12 protein-coding genes are annotated in these 17,279 nt (G+C 42.3%); 4 read left to right on the forward strand and 8 right to left on the reverse strand.

Translation table 11 applies throughout. From position 1 onward, the window contains the following. The gene (locus H5114_RS05345) at positions 1 to 3,711 is read right to left on the reverse strand and encodes a response regulator (protein WP_182722386.1); all 3,711 of its coding nucleotides are present in this window, start codon (positions 3,709 to 3,711) and stop codon (positions 1 to 3) included. Between the two features lie 279 nt (positions 3,712 to 3,990). Next, positions 3,991 to 5,385: a PhoH family protein gene (locus H5114_RS05350; protein WP_182722387.1), complete on the reverse strand. Its 1,395-nt coding sequence runs from the start codon at positions 5,383 to 5,385 to the stop codon at positions 3,991 to 3,993. 324 nt (positions 5,386 to 5,709) lie between these two features. On the opposite strand from H5114_RS05350, the gene rapA reads away from it, so the two are divergent. Together rapA and H5114_RS05360 are read left to right on the forward strand one after the other, a co-directional pair. Continuing rightward, a complete protein-coding gene (rapA, locus tag H5114_RS05355; protein WP_182722388.1) occupies positions 5,710 to 8,616 on the forward strand; it encodes an RNA polymerase-associated protein RapA in 2,907 nt (968 codons plus the stop codon). Between the two features lie 117 nt (positions 8,617 to 8,733). Then, positions 8,734 to 9,609, forward strand: a complete 876-nt coding sequence (locus H5114_RS05360; RefSeq protein ID WP_182722389.1) for a DUF3530 family protein — start codon at positions 8,734 to 8,736, stop codon at positions 9,607 to 9,609. 35 nt (positions 9,610 to 9,644) lie between these two features. Here the strand turns inward: H5114_RS05360 and H5114_RS05365 are convergent, their stop codons facing one another. After that, positions 9,645 to 10,451 (reverse strand): crotonase/enoyl-CoA hydratase family protein, encoded by an 807-nt coding sequence (locus tag H5114_RS05365; RefSeq protein ID WP_182722390.1) that lies wholly within the window; start codon positions 10,449 to 10,451, stop codon positions 9,645 to 9,647. Positions 10,452 to 10,885: 434 nt separating this feature from the next. On the opposite strand from H5114_RS05365, the gene H5114_RS05370 reads away from it, so the two are divergent. Both H5114_RS05370 and H5114_RS05375 read left to right on the forward strand, forming a co-directional pair. Then, positions 10,886 to 11,881, forward strand: a complete 996-nt coding sequence (locus H5114_RS05370) for a response regulator (RefSeq protein ID WP_124015119.1) — start codon at positions 10,886 to 10,888, stop codon at positions 11,879 to 11,881. A 15-nt stretch (positions 11,882 to 11,896) separates the two neighbouring features. Beyond that, positions 11,897 to 12,853: a sensor domain-containing diguanylate cyclase gene (locus H5114_RS05375; RefSeq protein ID WP_182696748.1), complete on the forward strand. Its 957-nt coding sequence runs from the start codon at positions 11,897 to 11,899 to the stop codon at positions 12,851 to 12,853. Between the two features lie 84 nt (positions 12,854 to 12,937). Here the strand turns inward: H5114_RS05375 and rraB are convergent, their stop codons facing one another. The 5 genes from rraB to H5114_RS05400 all read right to left on the reverse strand — a co-directional run bounded on the left by rraB (position 12,938) and on the right by H5114_RS05400 (position 17,242). After that, positions 12,938 to 13,375: a ribonuclease E inhibitor RraB gene (gene rraB, locus H5114_RS05380; protein WP_124015121.1), complete on the reverse strand. Its 438-nt coding sequence runs from the start codon at positions 13,373 to 13,375 to the stop codon at positions 12,938 to 12,940. A 100-nt stretch (positions 13,376 to 13,475) separates the two neighbouring features. Then, positions 13,476 to 14,207: a 1-acylglycerol-3-phosphate O-acyltransferase gene (locus H5114_RS05385; RefSeq protein ID WP_124015122.1), complete on the reverse strand. Its 732-nt coding sequence runs from the start codon at positions 14,205 to 14,207 to the stop codon at positions 13,476 to 13,478. A 168-nt stretch (positions 14,208 to 14,375) separates the two neighbouring features. Further along, positions 14,376 to 15,149, reverse strand: coding sequence for a metal ABC transporter permease (locus tag H5114_RS05390; RefSeq protein ID WP_182722391.1), 774 nt, complete (start codon positions 15,147 to 15,149; stop codon positions 14,376 to 14,378). Positions 15,150 to 15,153: 4 nt separating this feature from the next. Further along, positions 15,154 to 16,059, reverse strand: a complete 906-nt coding sequence (locus H5114_RS05395) for a metal ABC transporter solute-binding protein, Zn/Mn family (protein ID WP_182722392.1) — start codon at positions 16,057 to 16,059, stop codon at positions 15,154 to 15,156. After that, on the reverse strand, positions 16,043 to 17,242 hold the full coding sequence (locus tag H5114_RS05400; protein WP_182722393.1) for a hypothetical protein: 1,200 nt from the start codon (positions 17,240 to 17,242) through the stop codon (positions 16,043 to 16,045). Before H5114_RS05400 ends, H5114_RS05395 begins: the two co-directional genes overlap by 17 nt. Between the last annotated feature and the right edge of the window lie 37 nt (positions 17,243 to 17,279).

Genomic DNA, 17,279 nt, shown 5'->3' on the forward strand with positions numbered 1-17,279 from the left:
CTACTCGTCTTGATGATTGTGTTTGTATGTAATCCAATGCGATAAGGTTTCAAATAATTCAGTAAGCACAATTGGCTTAGTGATATGGGCATTCATGCCTGCGGCTAAACTTTTCTCTTTATCACCGGACATTGCATGGGCAGTCATGGCAATAATCGGCATTTGTTCTTTACTAAAACGTTTGCGTAATTCTGCGGTAGCGGTTAATCCATCCATTATTGGCATTTGAATGTCCATTAACACTGCATCAAACGGCTTAGAATCGATCACATCTAACGCCACTTGGCCATTATCGGCAATCACCACTTCATAACCGGCACTTTTGAGTAATTCAGATGCCACTTGTTGATTAATAAAGTTATCTTCAACCAATAGCACTAAACCGGATGCTTTAGTAGGTTCGGCTTCAATAATAACCGGCATAGCATTAAGCTTTGGCTCTTTGGCAAAAGCATTAATAATTTCATCAAACAAGGCCGAAGCTTTGAACGGTTTTTGTAATACCGCATAAACAGAATCTTTTTGTAATTCATGGTCTAATGGTTCTGCTGCATAAGCTGTCATTAAAATAATGATCGGACGCTTTTCTAAGCTGCCGTCTTCAATCATTTGATCAACGGCTTTAATCACGTCACAACCGTTCATTTCTGGCATCATCCAATCTAGCAACAATAAATCGACCGGCTTTTTACGTAAAATCTCCAGAGCCTTTTGGCCGCTATCGGCGGTATTCACTCCAAAGCTGAAATCTGTCATTAATGTAGAGTAAATCTGTAATGCACTTGGATTGTCATCAACCACCAGTGTAGTGAGATTATTTAATTGTTCTGGCACCACTAATGGCTCGACGACTTGTTCTTCGGCAATTTCAAAGCTAATGGTAAAACTGAAGGTACTGCCCGATCCTAGCTCGGACTCTACTTGCATGGTGCCGCCCATCATCGACACTAAATGTTTACTGATCGATAAACCTAAGCCTGTGCCGCCATATTTACGTGTGGTTGAACCATCGGCTTGTGAAAAGGCATCAAACAGCATTGCTTGTTGGTCTTTACTGATCCCAATACCGGTATCGCGTACCCAAAACTTCATGGTAATGCGGTCGTCACGCTCACCCACATCTTCACAACCCAGCTCAACTTCACCCGTTTGGGTAAATTTAACCGCATTAGACAATAAATTAACGATGACTTGGCCTAAACGTAGCGGATCGCCGTACAGGATAAGTCCTGCGGTGACAGGCGCATACAGCAGTAATTCAACGCCTTTTTCTTGCGCTTTCATGGCATTAATATCAATAACATGATCAAGCACTTTATCCAGCGGGAAAGCGACTCTTTCTAACTCTAATTTACCGGCTTCGATTTTAGAAAAATCTAGAATATCGTTGATAATACGCAGTAGCGACTGAGCTGAGAAACCAGCTTTATGAAGGTAATCTTGCTGTTGCGGGGTTAAATTAGTCCGTTGCGCCAACTGCAGCATGCCAATAATCGCGTTCATTGGCGTGCGAATTTCATGACTCATGTTAGCCAAAAACTCACTCTTATACATATTGGCCAATTCAGCATCTTGTTTGGCTTCGAGCAAGGCCACTTCGTTACTCTTCTGACGAGTAATGTCTTTATGAGTACCTAGCATCCGCTTACTGCAACCGTCCTCAGAAAATTCGACTGCGCGACCACGGGATAACACCCAGTAATACTGGCCATTTTTACCGCGCATTCTGAACTCAATTTCATAAGTACCAACCGGATCACGCACATACTGAGAGCGATATTCCTGCACCCGGTCACGATCGTCAGGATGATACAATTCATCGATTGATTCGAGTAATGGCGGAAATTCATGGGCTTGATAACCCAACATCGAATAGAAGGCCGGATTACAAATAATCTGTTCCGAATCAATGTACCAATCCCACAATCCATCTTCTACCGCATCCATAGCAAGATGATAACGTTGCTCAGACATCCGCAATTGTTCAGCTGCCTCGTATTCACGAGTAATATCACGCCAAACGGAAATCAAACCTAATAGGTCGCCACGGCGATTATAAAATGGCAGTTTAAAGGTATCGAGTAATACTGGTTTACCTTCAATATTCACCCGCTCTTGGTAACGTAATGAATGCTGTTGGGTCAATACTTTGTTATCTTCCTCACCAATGCGCTGGCCCTGCTCTGGGCTAACCACTTCTGATGAGGTTAAGCCAATAATCTCATTTTCGCGGTAACCCAGCATTCTTTCTGCTGATTTGTTACAGCCTAAATATTTACCTTCTTTATCTTTAAACACAATCGCTTCAGGGATTGAGTCGATTAATGACCGCAATAGTGCAAATTCACGTTCACGGCGCTCAGTCGTTTCACGTAAACGCTGAGTTCGGCGCGCCACTAAATTATCTAGGCGTTTATTTTGTTCGGCTAGATGATGAGTATATTGGCGGTTTTCTTCAAAAATACGGCTCACCAATGCAAACCACGGCTCCCAGCCATGAGTCATTTTTTCCGGCGGTCTGATTGGTGTTTGAGAACACGCTTCCAAATGTGTTAGCAAGCGTGAAGCTGGGCTAACGAATGCACGACGCGTTTGCCAATGCACAATAGTAACCAGCAGCGACAGGGCCAGCACCACTAACAAAAAGCTCAGTTGCAGCTTGTCCCACGAATCTTTAAATAAATCATCTTCATCTTGCAAATACAGCAAGCGCCATGGGGCGTTATGCAGTGCAACGCTGTGAATATAATAGCCGTTACGTAAAATGCCTTCGTGGGCATCAAATAACTCAGATTCAGACAACGAATGTAACTCTGCCGGAATGCGCTGGCTAATATGATAAACCTTATTCATCTCATTAGAATCAAAGTCACTGTGAGATAAAATATTGTTTTGCTGATCAAGCAAAATCACCGTACCAGGCATTTTAAAGTAAGTACGAATTTGCTTATCTAACGACGACAAGGTCATGTCTAAATTAATTGAACCAATAAACTCATCGTCTAAATATACCGGTAAACCTAGCGTAGTAATTAAGCCTTGGTGGGCTGAGTCAATGTAGGCCTCACTCCAAAATACGCTGCGTTGCGGGTTCATTGACGGGGTCGATAATTGAAACTGTTTCTTATTGAGTAATTCATCTCTAAAGCGTAAGTCATTACTTTCCCATGGGTAAAATGACATCATTCGACGTTTAGAAATATAATAAATTGATGAGGCTTTAGGGGCTGCTTCTTTGGCAACGGGGAAAGATAATGATAGCTCAAACAGCATTTCCAACTCTTGGTAGAAGCTCTCACTACGTCCTTCTAGTGAGCCCGCACCAGTAATCCTGCCCATGTTAGTAAATGGCAAGCCGCTGTTAGCGTAATTGGGTTCTAAGGTAAAATACTGGCCATCTTCGTTAAACTTTTCATATTCTGGTAAGCGTTGTTTACGCACAAACTCACCTAAGCGTAGATGATCAACAGCCACATCACGTAAACTTTTCACAGCGCGAATACTCGACTCGAGCAATAAGTCGATTTGCATAACATGACGGGCAACCTGCTCTTCTCGCTGTTGAATTTGCTGCTCTTTTTGACGTTCAAACATAATGCCTGCCGTCAGTAACGCCATCACAATTACCCCGATATAAGTGTAGAACACCGCTCGGTTATAATTACGTTGAATAGGAGATTTTAGTTGTAAATCTGGCTCAGTCGGTTTCATTAACCACCCTTGATACAGCGTAAAAAAAGACCCGCTGTCGAACGAATAACACCAAAAAATTCGGTAATATAAAACTATTGATTATGATATCAGGAACATAAGCTCAAGCACATGTATTAATAGCCCAAGGGACTTGCCTAACCTGCGGCCAGTAAACATCACAAACCTTAAGACTTATTTAAAAGAGTGATAATACATAAGGTTATCCAATGTAACCTTATGTATGTATGAGAATATCAGCTTCTTTGGTGCAGATAACGCTTTCTATTGGTTAACCGATTACAGATGCTCCTCAGCAAATTCAGCTAATCGTGAACGAACCACACCATTGAGATAAATATTAGCGCTGCCTTCAAAGTCTTTAAAACGCTCGACTATGTAGGTTAAGCCTGACGTCACTGCGGTTAAGTAAGTCGAATCTATTTGGGCTAAATTACCGCTGCAGATCAGCTTAGTACCCTCACCCATTCGGGTGATCATGGTCTTAATTTGTGATGCGGTGAGGTTTTGGCATTCATCTAAAATGACCACTGAGTTTTGAATCGAGCGACCACGCATAAAGTTAATCGACTTAAATTGAATGTTGGCCTTTTCCATTATGTAGTTCACGCTGCCGCTAGGGTTAACATCATTTTTGTGGAGCACTTCTAAGGTATCGGTAATTGCAGCTAGCCAGGGAGTCATCTTCTCTTCCTCGGTGCCAGGTAAAAAACCTATCGACTCAGCAATTTCGGGGGTGTTACGAGTTACAATGATTTTGTCGTAAAGTTTACGCTCAACCACCAGCTCTAATGCAGCCGCCATGGCTAATAGTGTTTTACCGCAGCCAGCGGGCCCCGTCAGAATAATCAGTTCGATGTCAGGATCCAGCAAGGCATCAAGTGCCATGCCTTGATAAATATTCTTCGGTTTAACCCCCCAAGCTTGATGATGCAATAAGCGATCGCGGCCACGATCAATGATCTCTAGGTATTGATCTGTTTTACTGGCAACACGGCCGCAAAAATCGGAACTGTCGTCAATTAAATACTGATTGAGATAAAAGTTTTCATTACCAAGATGCTCCAATGGTACTTGATGAACCGTATGGCGGTCTTTGCGATCGGTAGAGACTTTATCGATATTTTGCCAAAAATCACCTGGGAACTGGTAAAAGCCTTTAGCAAGAAAGCGCACATCATCAATCAATTGATCAGTACGATAATCTTCTACTCGCTCAATACCGGCGCCTTTGGCCTTTAAGCGCATGTTAATGTCTTTAGTAACGAGCACTACGGTGCGGGGAAAATGAAGTTTTTGTAAATGCAGCGCGGTATTAATAATGCGGTTATCGTTATTATCACCAGGGAGTGAGCCGATAATGAATTCTATTTGATGATCAGGAAAAATCGACAAATGCCCCGATACCTCAGCATGCTCCTCGCGTGTAGGTAATGGAACGCCTTTTAAAATTTGCTCCGGAGTAGTGGGTCCCCCCAAAATATCTTCTAATGCTCGTATGGCAACCCGAGCATCACGACTCACATCTCGCTTCCTGTCCTTAATACTGTCGAGCTCTTCTAACACAGTCATGGGAATAATTACGTCATGTTCTTTAAACGAATATATCGCTAAAGGTTCATGCAGTAACACGTTGGTATCCAGTACAAACAACTTTTTGTCGTCTTGTTGCATGGTGCCTCCAGAGTGCTCTCAATGAATAGAATCAGTATCACTTAGCTAAACGTATAACATTAAAGGAATAATTAAAGTCTTTATTGAAAACAGGCCATTGCCATAACAATGCTGCCTTCATAAAATATGCCACTGGCTGAAGAAAAACTCAATGTCATCATTAACGCCTTTGTTTCACACTATGACGTCAATGTGACGCTAACATGTCAAGATGGTGTAAAAATGAACATCTACACGATAAATCAATGCTAGAATTTCAATCTGGATGGGTTTGGTTTAACATACGCCCCCTTTTTTGTTTCACGCAATAAATGAGAGTAGAAGATGCCGTTTGCCTTAGGTCAACGCTGGATAAGTGATACCGAGTCAGAACTCGGATTAGGAACAGTCGTTCAAGTTGAAGGCCGCATGGTTACGCTGCTATTTCCTGCCACTGGAGAAAACCGGATGTTTTCTCGCAGTGAAGCTCCCTTAACCCGGGTTATTTTTAACCCCGGAGACACTGTCGAAAGCGGTGAAGGTTGGAGTATCACCATTGAAGAGCTTGAAGAAAAAAATCAATTGGTGATTTATCACGGGATCCACAGCGAAACCAAAGAAAAGGTCAGTCTTCGTGAGACGATGCTGAACCACAATATTCGTTTCAATAAGCCCCAAGACCGTTTATTTGCTGGGCAAATTGATCGCTTAGAACGCTTTGGTGTACGTTACCAATGTCAGTTATTACGCCACAAATTAGCCACATCAGACTTACTCGGTCAGCAAGGCCCACGAGTTGGCTTAATTGCTCATCAACAATGGATTGCTCATGAAGTCGGTAGTCGCTATGCGCCGCGAGTATTATTGGCCGATGAAGTAGGGTTAGGTAAAACCATTGAAGCGGGTTTAATTATTCATCAGCAGTTACTCACAGGTCGTGCTGAACGCATTTTAATTATCGTACCCGATACGCTACGTCACCAGTGGTTAGTTGAAATGTTACGTCGCTTTAATTTACGTTTTTCAGTATTTGATGAAGATCGTTGTGTTGAAGCTTATGCCGACAATGATAATCCGTTCTATACCGAACAATTGGTTATTTGTTCACTTGATTTATTGCGTAAGAAAAAACGTCTTGAACAAGCTGTCGATGCCGATTGGGACTTAATGGTTGTCGATGAAGCTCACCATTTAGAATGGTCAGAAGATGCGCCAAGCCGCGCCTATAAAATCGTTGAAGCGTTAAGTGAAGTCGTCCCTGGCGTATTGCTATTAACTGCAACACCAGATCAACTGGGCCATCAAAGTCACTTTGCTCGTTTGCGCCTACTCGACCCAGATCGTTTTTATGACTACGATGCTTTTTTAGCAGAAGAATCAAGCTATAAAGATGTGGCAGAAGCCGCTGAAGCATTAAGTAAAGACAGTAAATTACCCGACAGCGCCATTAATAGCTTAACCGAATTGCTGAGCGAAAAAGACATCGAGCCAAGTATCCGCTTGATCCAGTCAAAGGATGTTGATGCCGAATCACAGCAAGCGGCACGTCAAGAATTACTGCAAGAATTACTCGATCGTCATGGTACTGGCCGCGTTCTTTATCGTAACAGTCGCGCCTCAGTGAAAGGGTTTCCTAAGCGTTTGTTTAATGCCTATCCACAAGACATGCCAGCACAATACGTTACCGCGGAACGTGTCAATGCCATGATGGGCAGCGCCAAACAACCACAAGATAAAGCCGCTCAGGCATTGAGCCCTGAAAAATTGTATCAAGCCTTTGAAAGCGACAGTGCCAGTTGGTGGAAATTTGATCCTCGAGTAGATTGGTTAATTGAGTTTTTAAAGTCTCACCGCAGCAAAAAAGTACTGATTATTGCCAGCCAAGCTGAAACGGCTTTAAGTCTTGAAGAAGCATTACGTACTCGCGAAGGTATTCAGGCAACGGTTTTTCATGAAGAAATGTCGATTATTGAACGTGACAAAGCCGGGGCGTATTTTGCCCAAGAAGAAGGCGGAGCTCAGGCATTAATTTGTTCTGAAATCGGTTCTGAAGGTCGCAATTTCCAATTTGCTAGCCACCTAGTACTGTTCGATTTGCCGCTTAACCCTGACTTACTAGAGCAGCGGATTGGCCGTTTAGATCGTATTGGTCAGCTAAACGATATTCAAATTCATTTACCTTACCTGCGCGATACCGCCCAAGAAAGATTAATGCGTTGGTATCATCAAGGATTGAATGCGTTTGAACTCACTTGCCCGAGCGGACATGTGTTATTTAACGAATTTGCTGATGAGCTGATTAACGTGCTGTGCGACGATGATGAAGAGATAATGACCCAATTACTCAATCATACTCAGCATCGCTACAAAGAGCTTAAGCAAGCAATGGAGCAAGGCCGCGATAAACTGCTAGAGATCAACTCTCATGGCGGCGAGCGCGCTAATGCGTTAATTAAACGCTTGTCAGACAGTGATAATGATACCCATCTAATCGGTTCAGTGATCCGTTTATGGGACATTATTGGTGTTGATCAAGAAGATCGTGGTGAAAACTCGATTATCTTGCGCCCTAGTGAACATATGATGTTCCCAACGTATCCTGGGCTGCATGAAGATGGCATCACAGTCACCTTCGATCGCACCACGGCGTTGGCACGTGATGACATTGCCTTTATTTCGCAAGAGCACCCTTTAGTGCAAACTGGCTTAGATTTAATCACCGGCTCAGATACCGGCACCACCAGTGTAGCCATTCTAAAAAATAAGGCGTTACCTGCAGGTACCCTGTTTTTAGAATTGATTTACATGGCCGATGCCTCGGCGCCAAAGGCGAGTCAGCTATACCGTTATTTACCACCCACTCCTATTAGAGTGTTGCTGGATAAAAATGGCTTAAATATGGCAGACAAAGTGGATTATGCCAGCTTTGATAAGCAACTTAGTGCGGTTAACCGTCATATTGCCAGTAAGCTTGTTAATGCATCGCAGCCTATTTTGCACCCTTTATTGGCCAAAGGTGAAGAGTTTGCCAAGCAATCGCTAGCACAGTTAGTGGTCGATGGCCGCGCTAAAATGACTCAGCAACTCACTGGCGAATTGGAAAGACTAGAAGCCTTAAAAGCAGTTAATCCGAACATTCGTGAAGACGAACTAGAATATATTCGTAATCAAATGGTCGAATTAACGGGCTATATGGACAACAGTCAATTACAGCTTGATGCAATACGTATGGTGCTTGTTAGCCACGTATAACGCTTAACTCGTTGTAGCAATAATGTCGTGTAAAAAATGCCCTGTTTATCAGGGCATTGTTTTTACTCATCGTTATACATTAAGCTAATCATATTAAGTGTTTTTTACTGAGAGGTTATGGTGCAATTAGGACGACTAAGTCTGTTATTAATCGTAACAGTAAGCTTATTAATGGCCATGCCGAGCGTAAAAGCGCAGCAACCTTATGCTTACCTATCTGCTGATGAAATAAAATTTATCACTATTGACGGTAAACAAAGTGAGATTCTGGTCCGGTCTTGGCAGAGTAAAAAACACTTTGGCTCTGCGGTGATTGTGGCCGCGTCAGACACAGATGCAGATGCCGCGGGTTTAGCCAGCTATCTGCGGACTAATATTAATAGCCTCGGCTGGGCGAGTATTAGCCTCACACCAGCAAAAGGCTTATATCGACCAAACTATGCCACTAAACCTGAAGAAATTACTAAAGCAGGCACAGAACAATTACAATTAAGTAGTGACAAAAGCATTCCTAAATATGAATCATCTCAGTTACTTGAACTGAGAAATTTTCAACAAACCAATCTAAATGAAGCCCTAAATCAATTACCCGCAACCACCAGTTTGTTCCCTGGCGGAAAGATTATGATTGTGCTTGATGACAGCGCCGGCATGATCATCAATTTGCTCTATGAAAAAAAAATTCCTACGCCAGATGTACTGGTCATCATCAACCCTTATCGCGAGTACGAATATTTAATTGACCCGCAAAGTCAGCGTAAATCAATTGCCGAGCAATTAGTGACTATGTCGATTCCAATACTCGATATTCAATCGGCTGATGCACACCCTAATTCGATTGAACAAGCTCCTACTCGACTTAATTACAATCAAGTTAAACCGGCTCGATACTATCGCCAATATAAGATGAGTTTAGATTTAAGCAATGCTAGTGGCTGGGAAGAAGCCCTGAATCAAATTGAAGGCTTTTCCCGAACCGTTATCGGTAGATAGTTATTGCATTGATACATTAATGCTAATCGATTTACTTACCACCAAGACTGACGAACGCGATAGGCCTTATGTGGATTTTTAGTTTGTCTAATCGCAGCAATCAACCGGTTTTTCCCCAATAACAATCGAATTTGGCTCAACGATTCCCGGGCTAATAAACTGCGTACAGAGGCACTCCAACTTTGATTGATACTGCGTTTAATGGCGGCATTGGCATCGGGCGAAGTACGCATAATTTTTTGAGCTAATGCCGTAGCATACTCATAAGCGTTATCACTTATTTGAGTCACCAAACCTAGCTCAAGCGCTTGCTCAGCAGTTAAAATATCCGCGGTATAGGTCAACATCAACGCTTTGTCTTTCGGCATAATTTGTCTTAATGCCACCAAACCAGCCATATCTGGCACAAGCCCCCACTTTGCTTCCATTATCGACAACTTACAATGTGGCGTGGCAATACGAATATCAGCCCCTAAAGCTATTTGGGTGCCACCGCCATAACAACAGCCGTCTAACACCGCAATAACAGGAATCGGTAAACGCTGCCAGCCCAAAGACACCCGCTGAGCTAAGTTTGCATTACCTGGCAACCACTTAAATAATAGCTTCAAGGCACTGGTGGGTGAACTCGCCACACTCTTCACATCTAAGCCTGAACAGAAATTGCCTTCGGCGCCGGATAAAATCACCGCATTAATCTGTTTATCAGCGCTGATCTGCTTAATAAGCGCATCTATCGCGGTAAACATCTCAACATTAAGCGCATTTATTTTACTGGGTCTGTTTAAGCAAACATGGGCAATACCATGCTCAACCCTGAACTTAATTAACTCTTTTTCCATAAAGCACCCTACTACTGGTCAGTCCAGTTTTTAGACTAACATATCTGGACTATCTGCCGAATAGTAATAACATGACAAATAATCAGCATTGGTCAAAATGTTGCCACGCTTTATTTTGAACAATATTCCATTGAGTGTTAGCCTGATACAGTATTAATTTAGGCGTAACCATCCAATCTTCATGCTTCTACACTAAATATAACGCCAGATTGATATGACATTGATGACATTGTGGTAACAGCTATACAAATGTTACCAACTTAATTAAATGTTAAAACTAAGTTATCAATATTGTAAGCAAATACGTATAATGAGCTAACGAACAAAAAATCGCTGTAAATAGTCTTATAATTATAACTATCCGCCTCATACCACTCGCGGTTGCATTAATGGGTGTTTTTTTCTTAAAGGCGAAATAAGGAAGACCAGCAACAATGACCATTCCAATATTAATATGCGACGACTCTGCACTCGCCAGAAAACAAATGGCAAGAACTCTCCCCAAAGACTGGGACGTTGAAATTAGCTACGCCACCAATGGTGCCGAAGGGCTTGAGGTCATTCGCGCAGGTAAAGGTGAGATTGTCTTTCTCGATCTCAACATGCCGGTCATGGATGGTTATGAAGTACTCCAAGCGGTACAACAGCAAGATTTACCCGCGCTGATCATTGTGGTGTCAGGTGATATTCAAATTAAGGCCCATGAGCGAGTCAAAGCTTTAGGTGCTCTAGACTTTATTCAAAAACCCGTTAGTGCAGAAGCTATCAGCCATATTTTGCAAGAGTACGGCATTTTAACCCTTACTCAGGGTAATAAAGCTGACGACACTCCAATGATGAAAGTTGATATGCGTGACGCATGCCAAGAAATCGCTAACGTCGCTATGGGTAGAGCCGCAGACTTACTCGCTAAGCTTCTAGATGTATTTGTATTATTACCAATCCCAAATGTGAACGTGCTAGAAGTTAGTGAATTAACCATGGCCTTAAAAGCCACCGAGCGAAACTCAACTGTATCAGGGCTGTGCCAAGGATTTATTGGTGCAGGAATCGCTGGTGAAGCGTTATTGCTGTTCCATGACTCTAGCTTTGAAGACATGGCCAAATTGATGGGCTTAGATAATCCAGAAGACATCACCACAGAAATAGAAGTGATGATGGATACCGGTAACGTGCTCATAGGAGCATTTCTAAATGGTATATCTGAACAACTTGACATGAAATTCAGTCAGGCACATCCGGTTGTACTTGGCAGACATTGCAGCGTCAATGAACTCATTCACGACAACTCTGACAAATGGCAACGAACTCTAGCGATGGAAATCAACTATCGAATCGAAGATTACAATATTCAATGTGATCTTTTGCTGCTGTTTACTGAAGACTCTATTCCTACGCTTAACTATAAGCTTGGCTACTTACTCGATTAATGTTGGATACTCTTTATGTCAAATGACCAAAGTGCGATGAATGAGCTTCACTGGCTAATCGATATGGTGCAAACCATTGAGGTAGGCTTAGTTGTGCTCGATCGCGACTATAATATCCAGCTTTGGAATGGTTTTATGGAAAACCACAGCGGCGTATCACCGAACTCCATTAAGGGTAAAAATCTGTTCGAACAGTTTCCAGATTTACAGGCTGATTGGCTGAAGAAAAAAATGGAATCGGTATTTGTATTAAAAAATCGCACTTTTATTAGTTGGGAACAACGTCCATACGTATTCAAGTTTAAAAACTATCGGCCAGTAACGGGACGAGCTGATTTTATGTATCAGAACATTACCTTACTGCCATTAGCGTCATTAACAGGGCAAATCACCCACATCAGTATTATTGTCTATGATGTAACCGATATAGCGGTAAATAAACTGCAATTAAAATCGGCCAATGAGCAACTGGAGCAATTAAGCCAAACCGATGGCTTAACCCAGCTACATAACCGTCGCCACTGGCAAGATTGTATGGAAAAAGAGTTTGATCGCTATTCACGTTACGGTGATGCGGCATCTTTAGTCATGATTGATATCGATAATTTCAAACTGATTAACGACAAGTATGGTCACCCTGCTGGCGATAAAGTTATCCAACATATCGCTTATCTGTTAAAACAAGCATTACGTGAAACCGACTGTGCCGGCCGTTATGGTGGTGAAGAGTTTGGCGTGGTGTTATCTAAAACCACAGCCGAAGATGCACTGAACTTTACCGAACGGTTACGAAAACGCATTGAAGAATCTGAAATAGCATTCGAAAATCGCCTGATAAAAGTCACTATAAGTATAGGGATTAATGATTTAGATTCAGAAATAGACAATAGCTCTACCTGGTTATCCGGTGCAGATAAAGCACTATATCTTGCTAAACAACAAGGTCGTAATCAAAGCATTATTAATAAATAATAGGTTATCAATAATTGCTATTCAGCCATAAAAAAAACGCTCATCATGGATGAGCGTTTTTTACGGTATTCAGCAAATGATTACTTAGTGAAATTTATCATCTGAGTCATTGTCATCTTCGTATTCATCATCTTCAAATTCATCGTCTTCTTCGTCGCCTTCAACTTCATCACCAACAAAGTAAGTTCCCCAACCGTCATAGTCTACTTTTTGCTTGGCGGCGAGTTGAATTAACTGTTCACAGGCTTTATCCAATAAAGGCACTTCTAACTTATGCTTAGCGATAGCATCAAAACAGAAAATAATCGAGCCATCTTCAAGCTCCATTTCTTCGGCATCGTTCACTTCAAAACCGAGTTTAAATGCGTCAACAGCGGCTTTTTCTAAACGATCAAAATTGGTCGCAGAAAAATGATGTTCAATAGTATATTCCGCATCAGGCTCTGAACCATCGGCAAGTAAGGCATCAACAATTTCAAGATTTTCAGCAAATTGTTCTTTTAACTGACGCTCAACAGACATGGATTACTCCGTAAATAGGACCTGTAAAAATTTATTCAATTATACCCAAACTGACACAAGTTGCGAGTTTATGAGCGATGTTAGGCGACCGATAACAATATTATTGCGCTTGTAGCATTAATGCTTGTGCTTCTTTATTCAATTCGACCAAACGTGCTGACATTAATTGATGCACTTTAGCATTTAATGCTTTCACATCATTTTTATCTAAACCTGCCGTGGCTACTGGCGCCATCATTTCTACAATCACCACACCGTTGTTCCAACGATTTAGGTTTATATGATTCTGACAAGACGCTAAGACTGGTACTATGGGTGCTTGGGCAGCTATCGCAGTGTGAAAAGCACCCACTTTAAAGGGTAATAATCCACGACCACGAGAACGAGTTCCTTCAGGAAATATCCACACTGACAGGAGTTTATTTTTCATCTTATCGACTGTTTTCGCCATAGTATCAAACGCACTATGACGGTTTTTACGATCAATAAGAATATTGCCCGATAACCAATAAATTTGCCCGAATAACGGCATCCATAGCAAACTTTTTTTACCTAAGCTCACTGTCGCTTTAGGCACCACTGATGTATGGGTAAATAAATCAAAATTATTTTGATGATTAGCTAAGTAAATACAAGGTTGCGGAGTAGCACTCGCAGAGTGAACACGTTTAATGACTTTAATGCCCAATACTGGCGCAACGGAACCAAAAAAACGGGCCACAAAATGTACATTGTCGCGATGCATAGGCCGAAATAGGCAAATGACAACCGAAAATATAAAGGCTAAAAATAATAGCACGGCGAGAATGATTGAACGAGCGATAAGCAGCACAGCATACTCCTGCAATAAAATTGGCGTCAGTATAGCGATGCTAGTCTAGGGACTCAACGTTTTGTTTACATATGTACGCTGAAATACTCTGCCCCTGTGAGCAGGGGCAGAGTAACAAGCTTTCTATGAAAGATTAGCCATTGGGTTAACAAGTTAATTATTAGTGGCTTAACCAGCTAATACTGGCAATCGCAGTTTTAGCAACATTCTAAATAAAAATGCACTTAACGCTAATGTTGCCACTATGGCTGCACCACTGGGTAAGTCATAACTAGCAGACAACAGCAACCCAGCAATATAACCCACAATACCGACCCCATACGCCAAAGCGAGTTTGGGTTTACCATGATATTGGTTTAAGGCCAAAGCCGGCAAAATTAGGGTGCTAAACACTAAATACACTCCCACGAGTTCCACCGACAAAGTAATCACTAAGGCAAATAGAAAATAAAACCCAGCACCATCTAATATTTGCGGTTTTGCGATAATAATCCCCAGAATACCGGCAGCAACCACTGCCGGTAGTGCTAACTGAGACCAACTCACCCACAATATTTGCCCCGACATTAATTGCTTTAATAACTCAGCACCATGAGGGTCGTTGGCTAATAACAACATTGCCGCCACCGCACTGAGCACATAAAAGCAGCCAATAAATGCCTCGAGCTCACCGACTAACCGCTTTGCCATCCAAGCAATAATGCCTGCACCGCCTAGAGCAAACAACGCAGGCATCCACACATGGGCATAGGGTAAATCCTCTAGCCTATGATCAATGTGCGATACTATCGCCCCTAAGGCTGCAACTTGAGCAATAGCCAAATCAATAAAGATAATGCCACGCTTAAGCACTTGTTGACCTAACAGCACATGGGTTGATAATACCAATAACCCTGCCGCTAACGCAGGCAACAAGATAGACAGTAACTCAACATCAAACATAGTGTTATTTCACCTTATTCAATAGGCTAAGTATGCTGTCGTATAAGCTAATCAGGTCTTTACTCTCTTCGTTGCCACCCACCGATATCGGTAGCACCAATACTGGCAGATTAGCGCGTTCGCCTAACCATTTTGCCCCACGCTCATCTTGGTAAGACGCCACAATAATCGCCATTACATCGCCTTTTTCCGCACGAACAAGCAAAGAGGCTAAATGACTACTCGTAGGAGCGATACCCGGCTTGGGCTCAAGATCGGCTACTTGCTCAATGCCAATCCATTTGAACAAATAACGAAAGCTTGAATGGTAGGCGATAACCTTCTTACCAGCTAAATCTTTAGCCTGCTGTTGCCATTGCGGTATTTTAGCTTGCCAAGCTTGACTAAAATCGGCCAACGACTGGCGATAAAGACTGGCATTGTCAGGATCGATTTGAGTAAATTTGGTACTCAAGGCCTGTGCAACTATTAACATCCGCTGCGGATCTAGATGCAAATGGGGATTTCCCTTTGCATGAACATCGCCCATTGAACGATCCACTGAGACTAACTTATCCAAGGTATCAATATGCTCTGCAGCAAAAAATAAGCCCTTATCCGTCGACCTAACCTGAGGATTAGCCGACTTCATTTGCAGCATAGGCAGCCAACCTATTTCTAAGTCTGCCCCTGCACAAACCACTACATCAGCTTGACGCATCTTCGCAATCAGGCTTGGTCTTGCTTGTACTTGATGTGGATCTTGCATCGCTGTTGTTGCCGAATACACTTTTGCATCGGGTGCTAGCGCTAATGTCAGTGCTGCATATTCAGGTTCACATGCAAACACATTGAGTTCCGCTTGTGCTGTCGCGGTAAACAGCAGTGACATTGAAGCCACTGCTAAAAGCAATTTAGTATTGATGCGCACCGTGAGCTCCTAATGACATGACATATTGTAAAGTAAGGATATTATCATCTTCAAAACCATCGAAATTAGTCCCAGTCTGATGAGTGTATTGCAAGCGCACTGTCGAAAAATGACTACTGTGCCATGCTAGACTGACTTCTGACTCTTTCAATTGTTGTGAATGAAGGTGATCGCCATGGACTTCATAAGTATCCACTTGACCATAACGAATCCCAGCAGACCAACGAGGAGAAAATTGATACACACTACTGACGTACCAGCCCTGGTGATAGTCATCACTACTAATATCTTCATGGTCGGCCTCAACAATATGACCAGGTTCCATAGCAAAAATATCAGTTACTCTAAAATATTCACCACTGACAGTTAAATTTTGGTATTTGTAGTTACCATTAGGTGCCCACTTATAAACAACATCAGCAATGTAGGTGTTTTTACCTGTATAAGAAGCACTATGGCTATGTCCAGCATGTTCTTCATCATGCCCCTCTTCTTCCTCATTATGCTCATCTTCGGCATAAGCTTGACCATTTTGATTGCGAAGATAACTTAAGCCTAACTGCCAAGAACTTTCTATACCAATATCACCCCCCATCTTGGTTAACGCACTGTACACCCCAAGGTTATCAAAATCGCGCTCACCATGTGCATCCGCCGCACGTAAACTTTCTCCCTTAAATGCTTCGACACCCAGAGTCCAGTAGAGATCGGTTGGCGCGACATAGTTTAAACGAATACCATCATCAAAATAATGTCCGCCTAAAAATGCACGGTAAGCAGCTGGACGATCAGAAAATGAGTCTGTGTGTAAATGTTGGTTATTTAAATAGCCAATGTCAGATAAAAAACGACCTGCACGAACCGATAAACCATAAGGCATAGCTAATGTTTGAATAAAGGCTTCTTCTAAATTAAGCTCTGTTTCACCGTCATGTGACTCAATAATGGCGGTCATTTTACCGTAAAACATTTCATCAATATTGGCACTCAAGGCCAACTCAGTTTCACCTAAACCAAAACCTTCTGCACGCTCAGCTAATGGTCGGTCACCTGTTTGATAGTAACCATCAAGTACTGCACTTATATTAGGGTTGGTTAAACTAGAATCTTCTGCCATTGCAGAATACGAACTCACAGCACAAGCTAATGCTAAAATTGACACACGGGTGTTTAACGCAGACATAAAATCTCCAAAATACAACAAATATCCGCCTATCGCT

The sequence above is a fragment of the Shewanella sp. SR43-8 genome, from assembly GCF_014163775.1.
Classification (GTDB): Bacteria; Pseudomonadota; Gammaproteobacteria; order Enterobacterales; family Shewanellaceae; genus Shewanella; species Shewanella vesiculosa.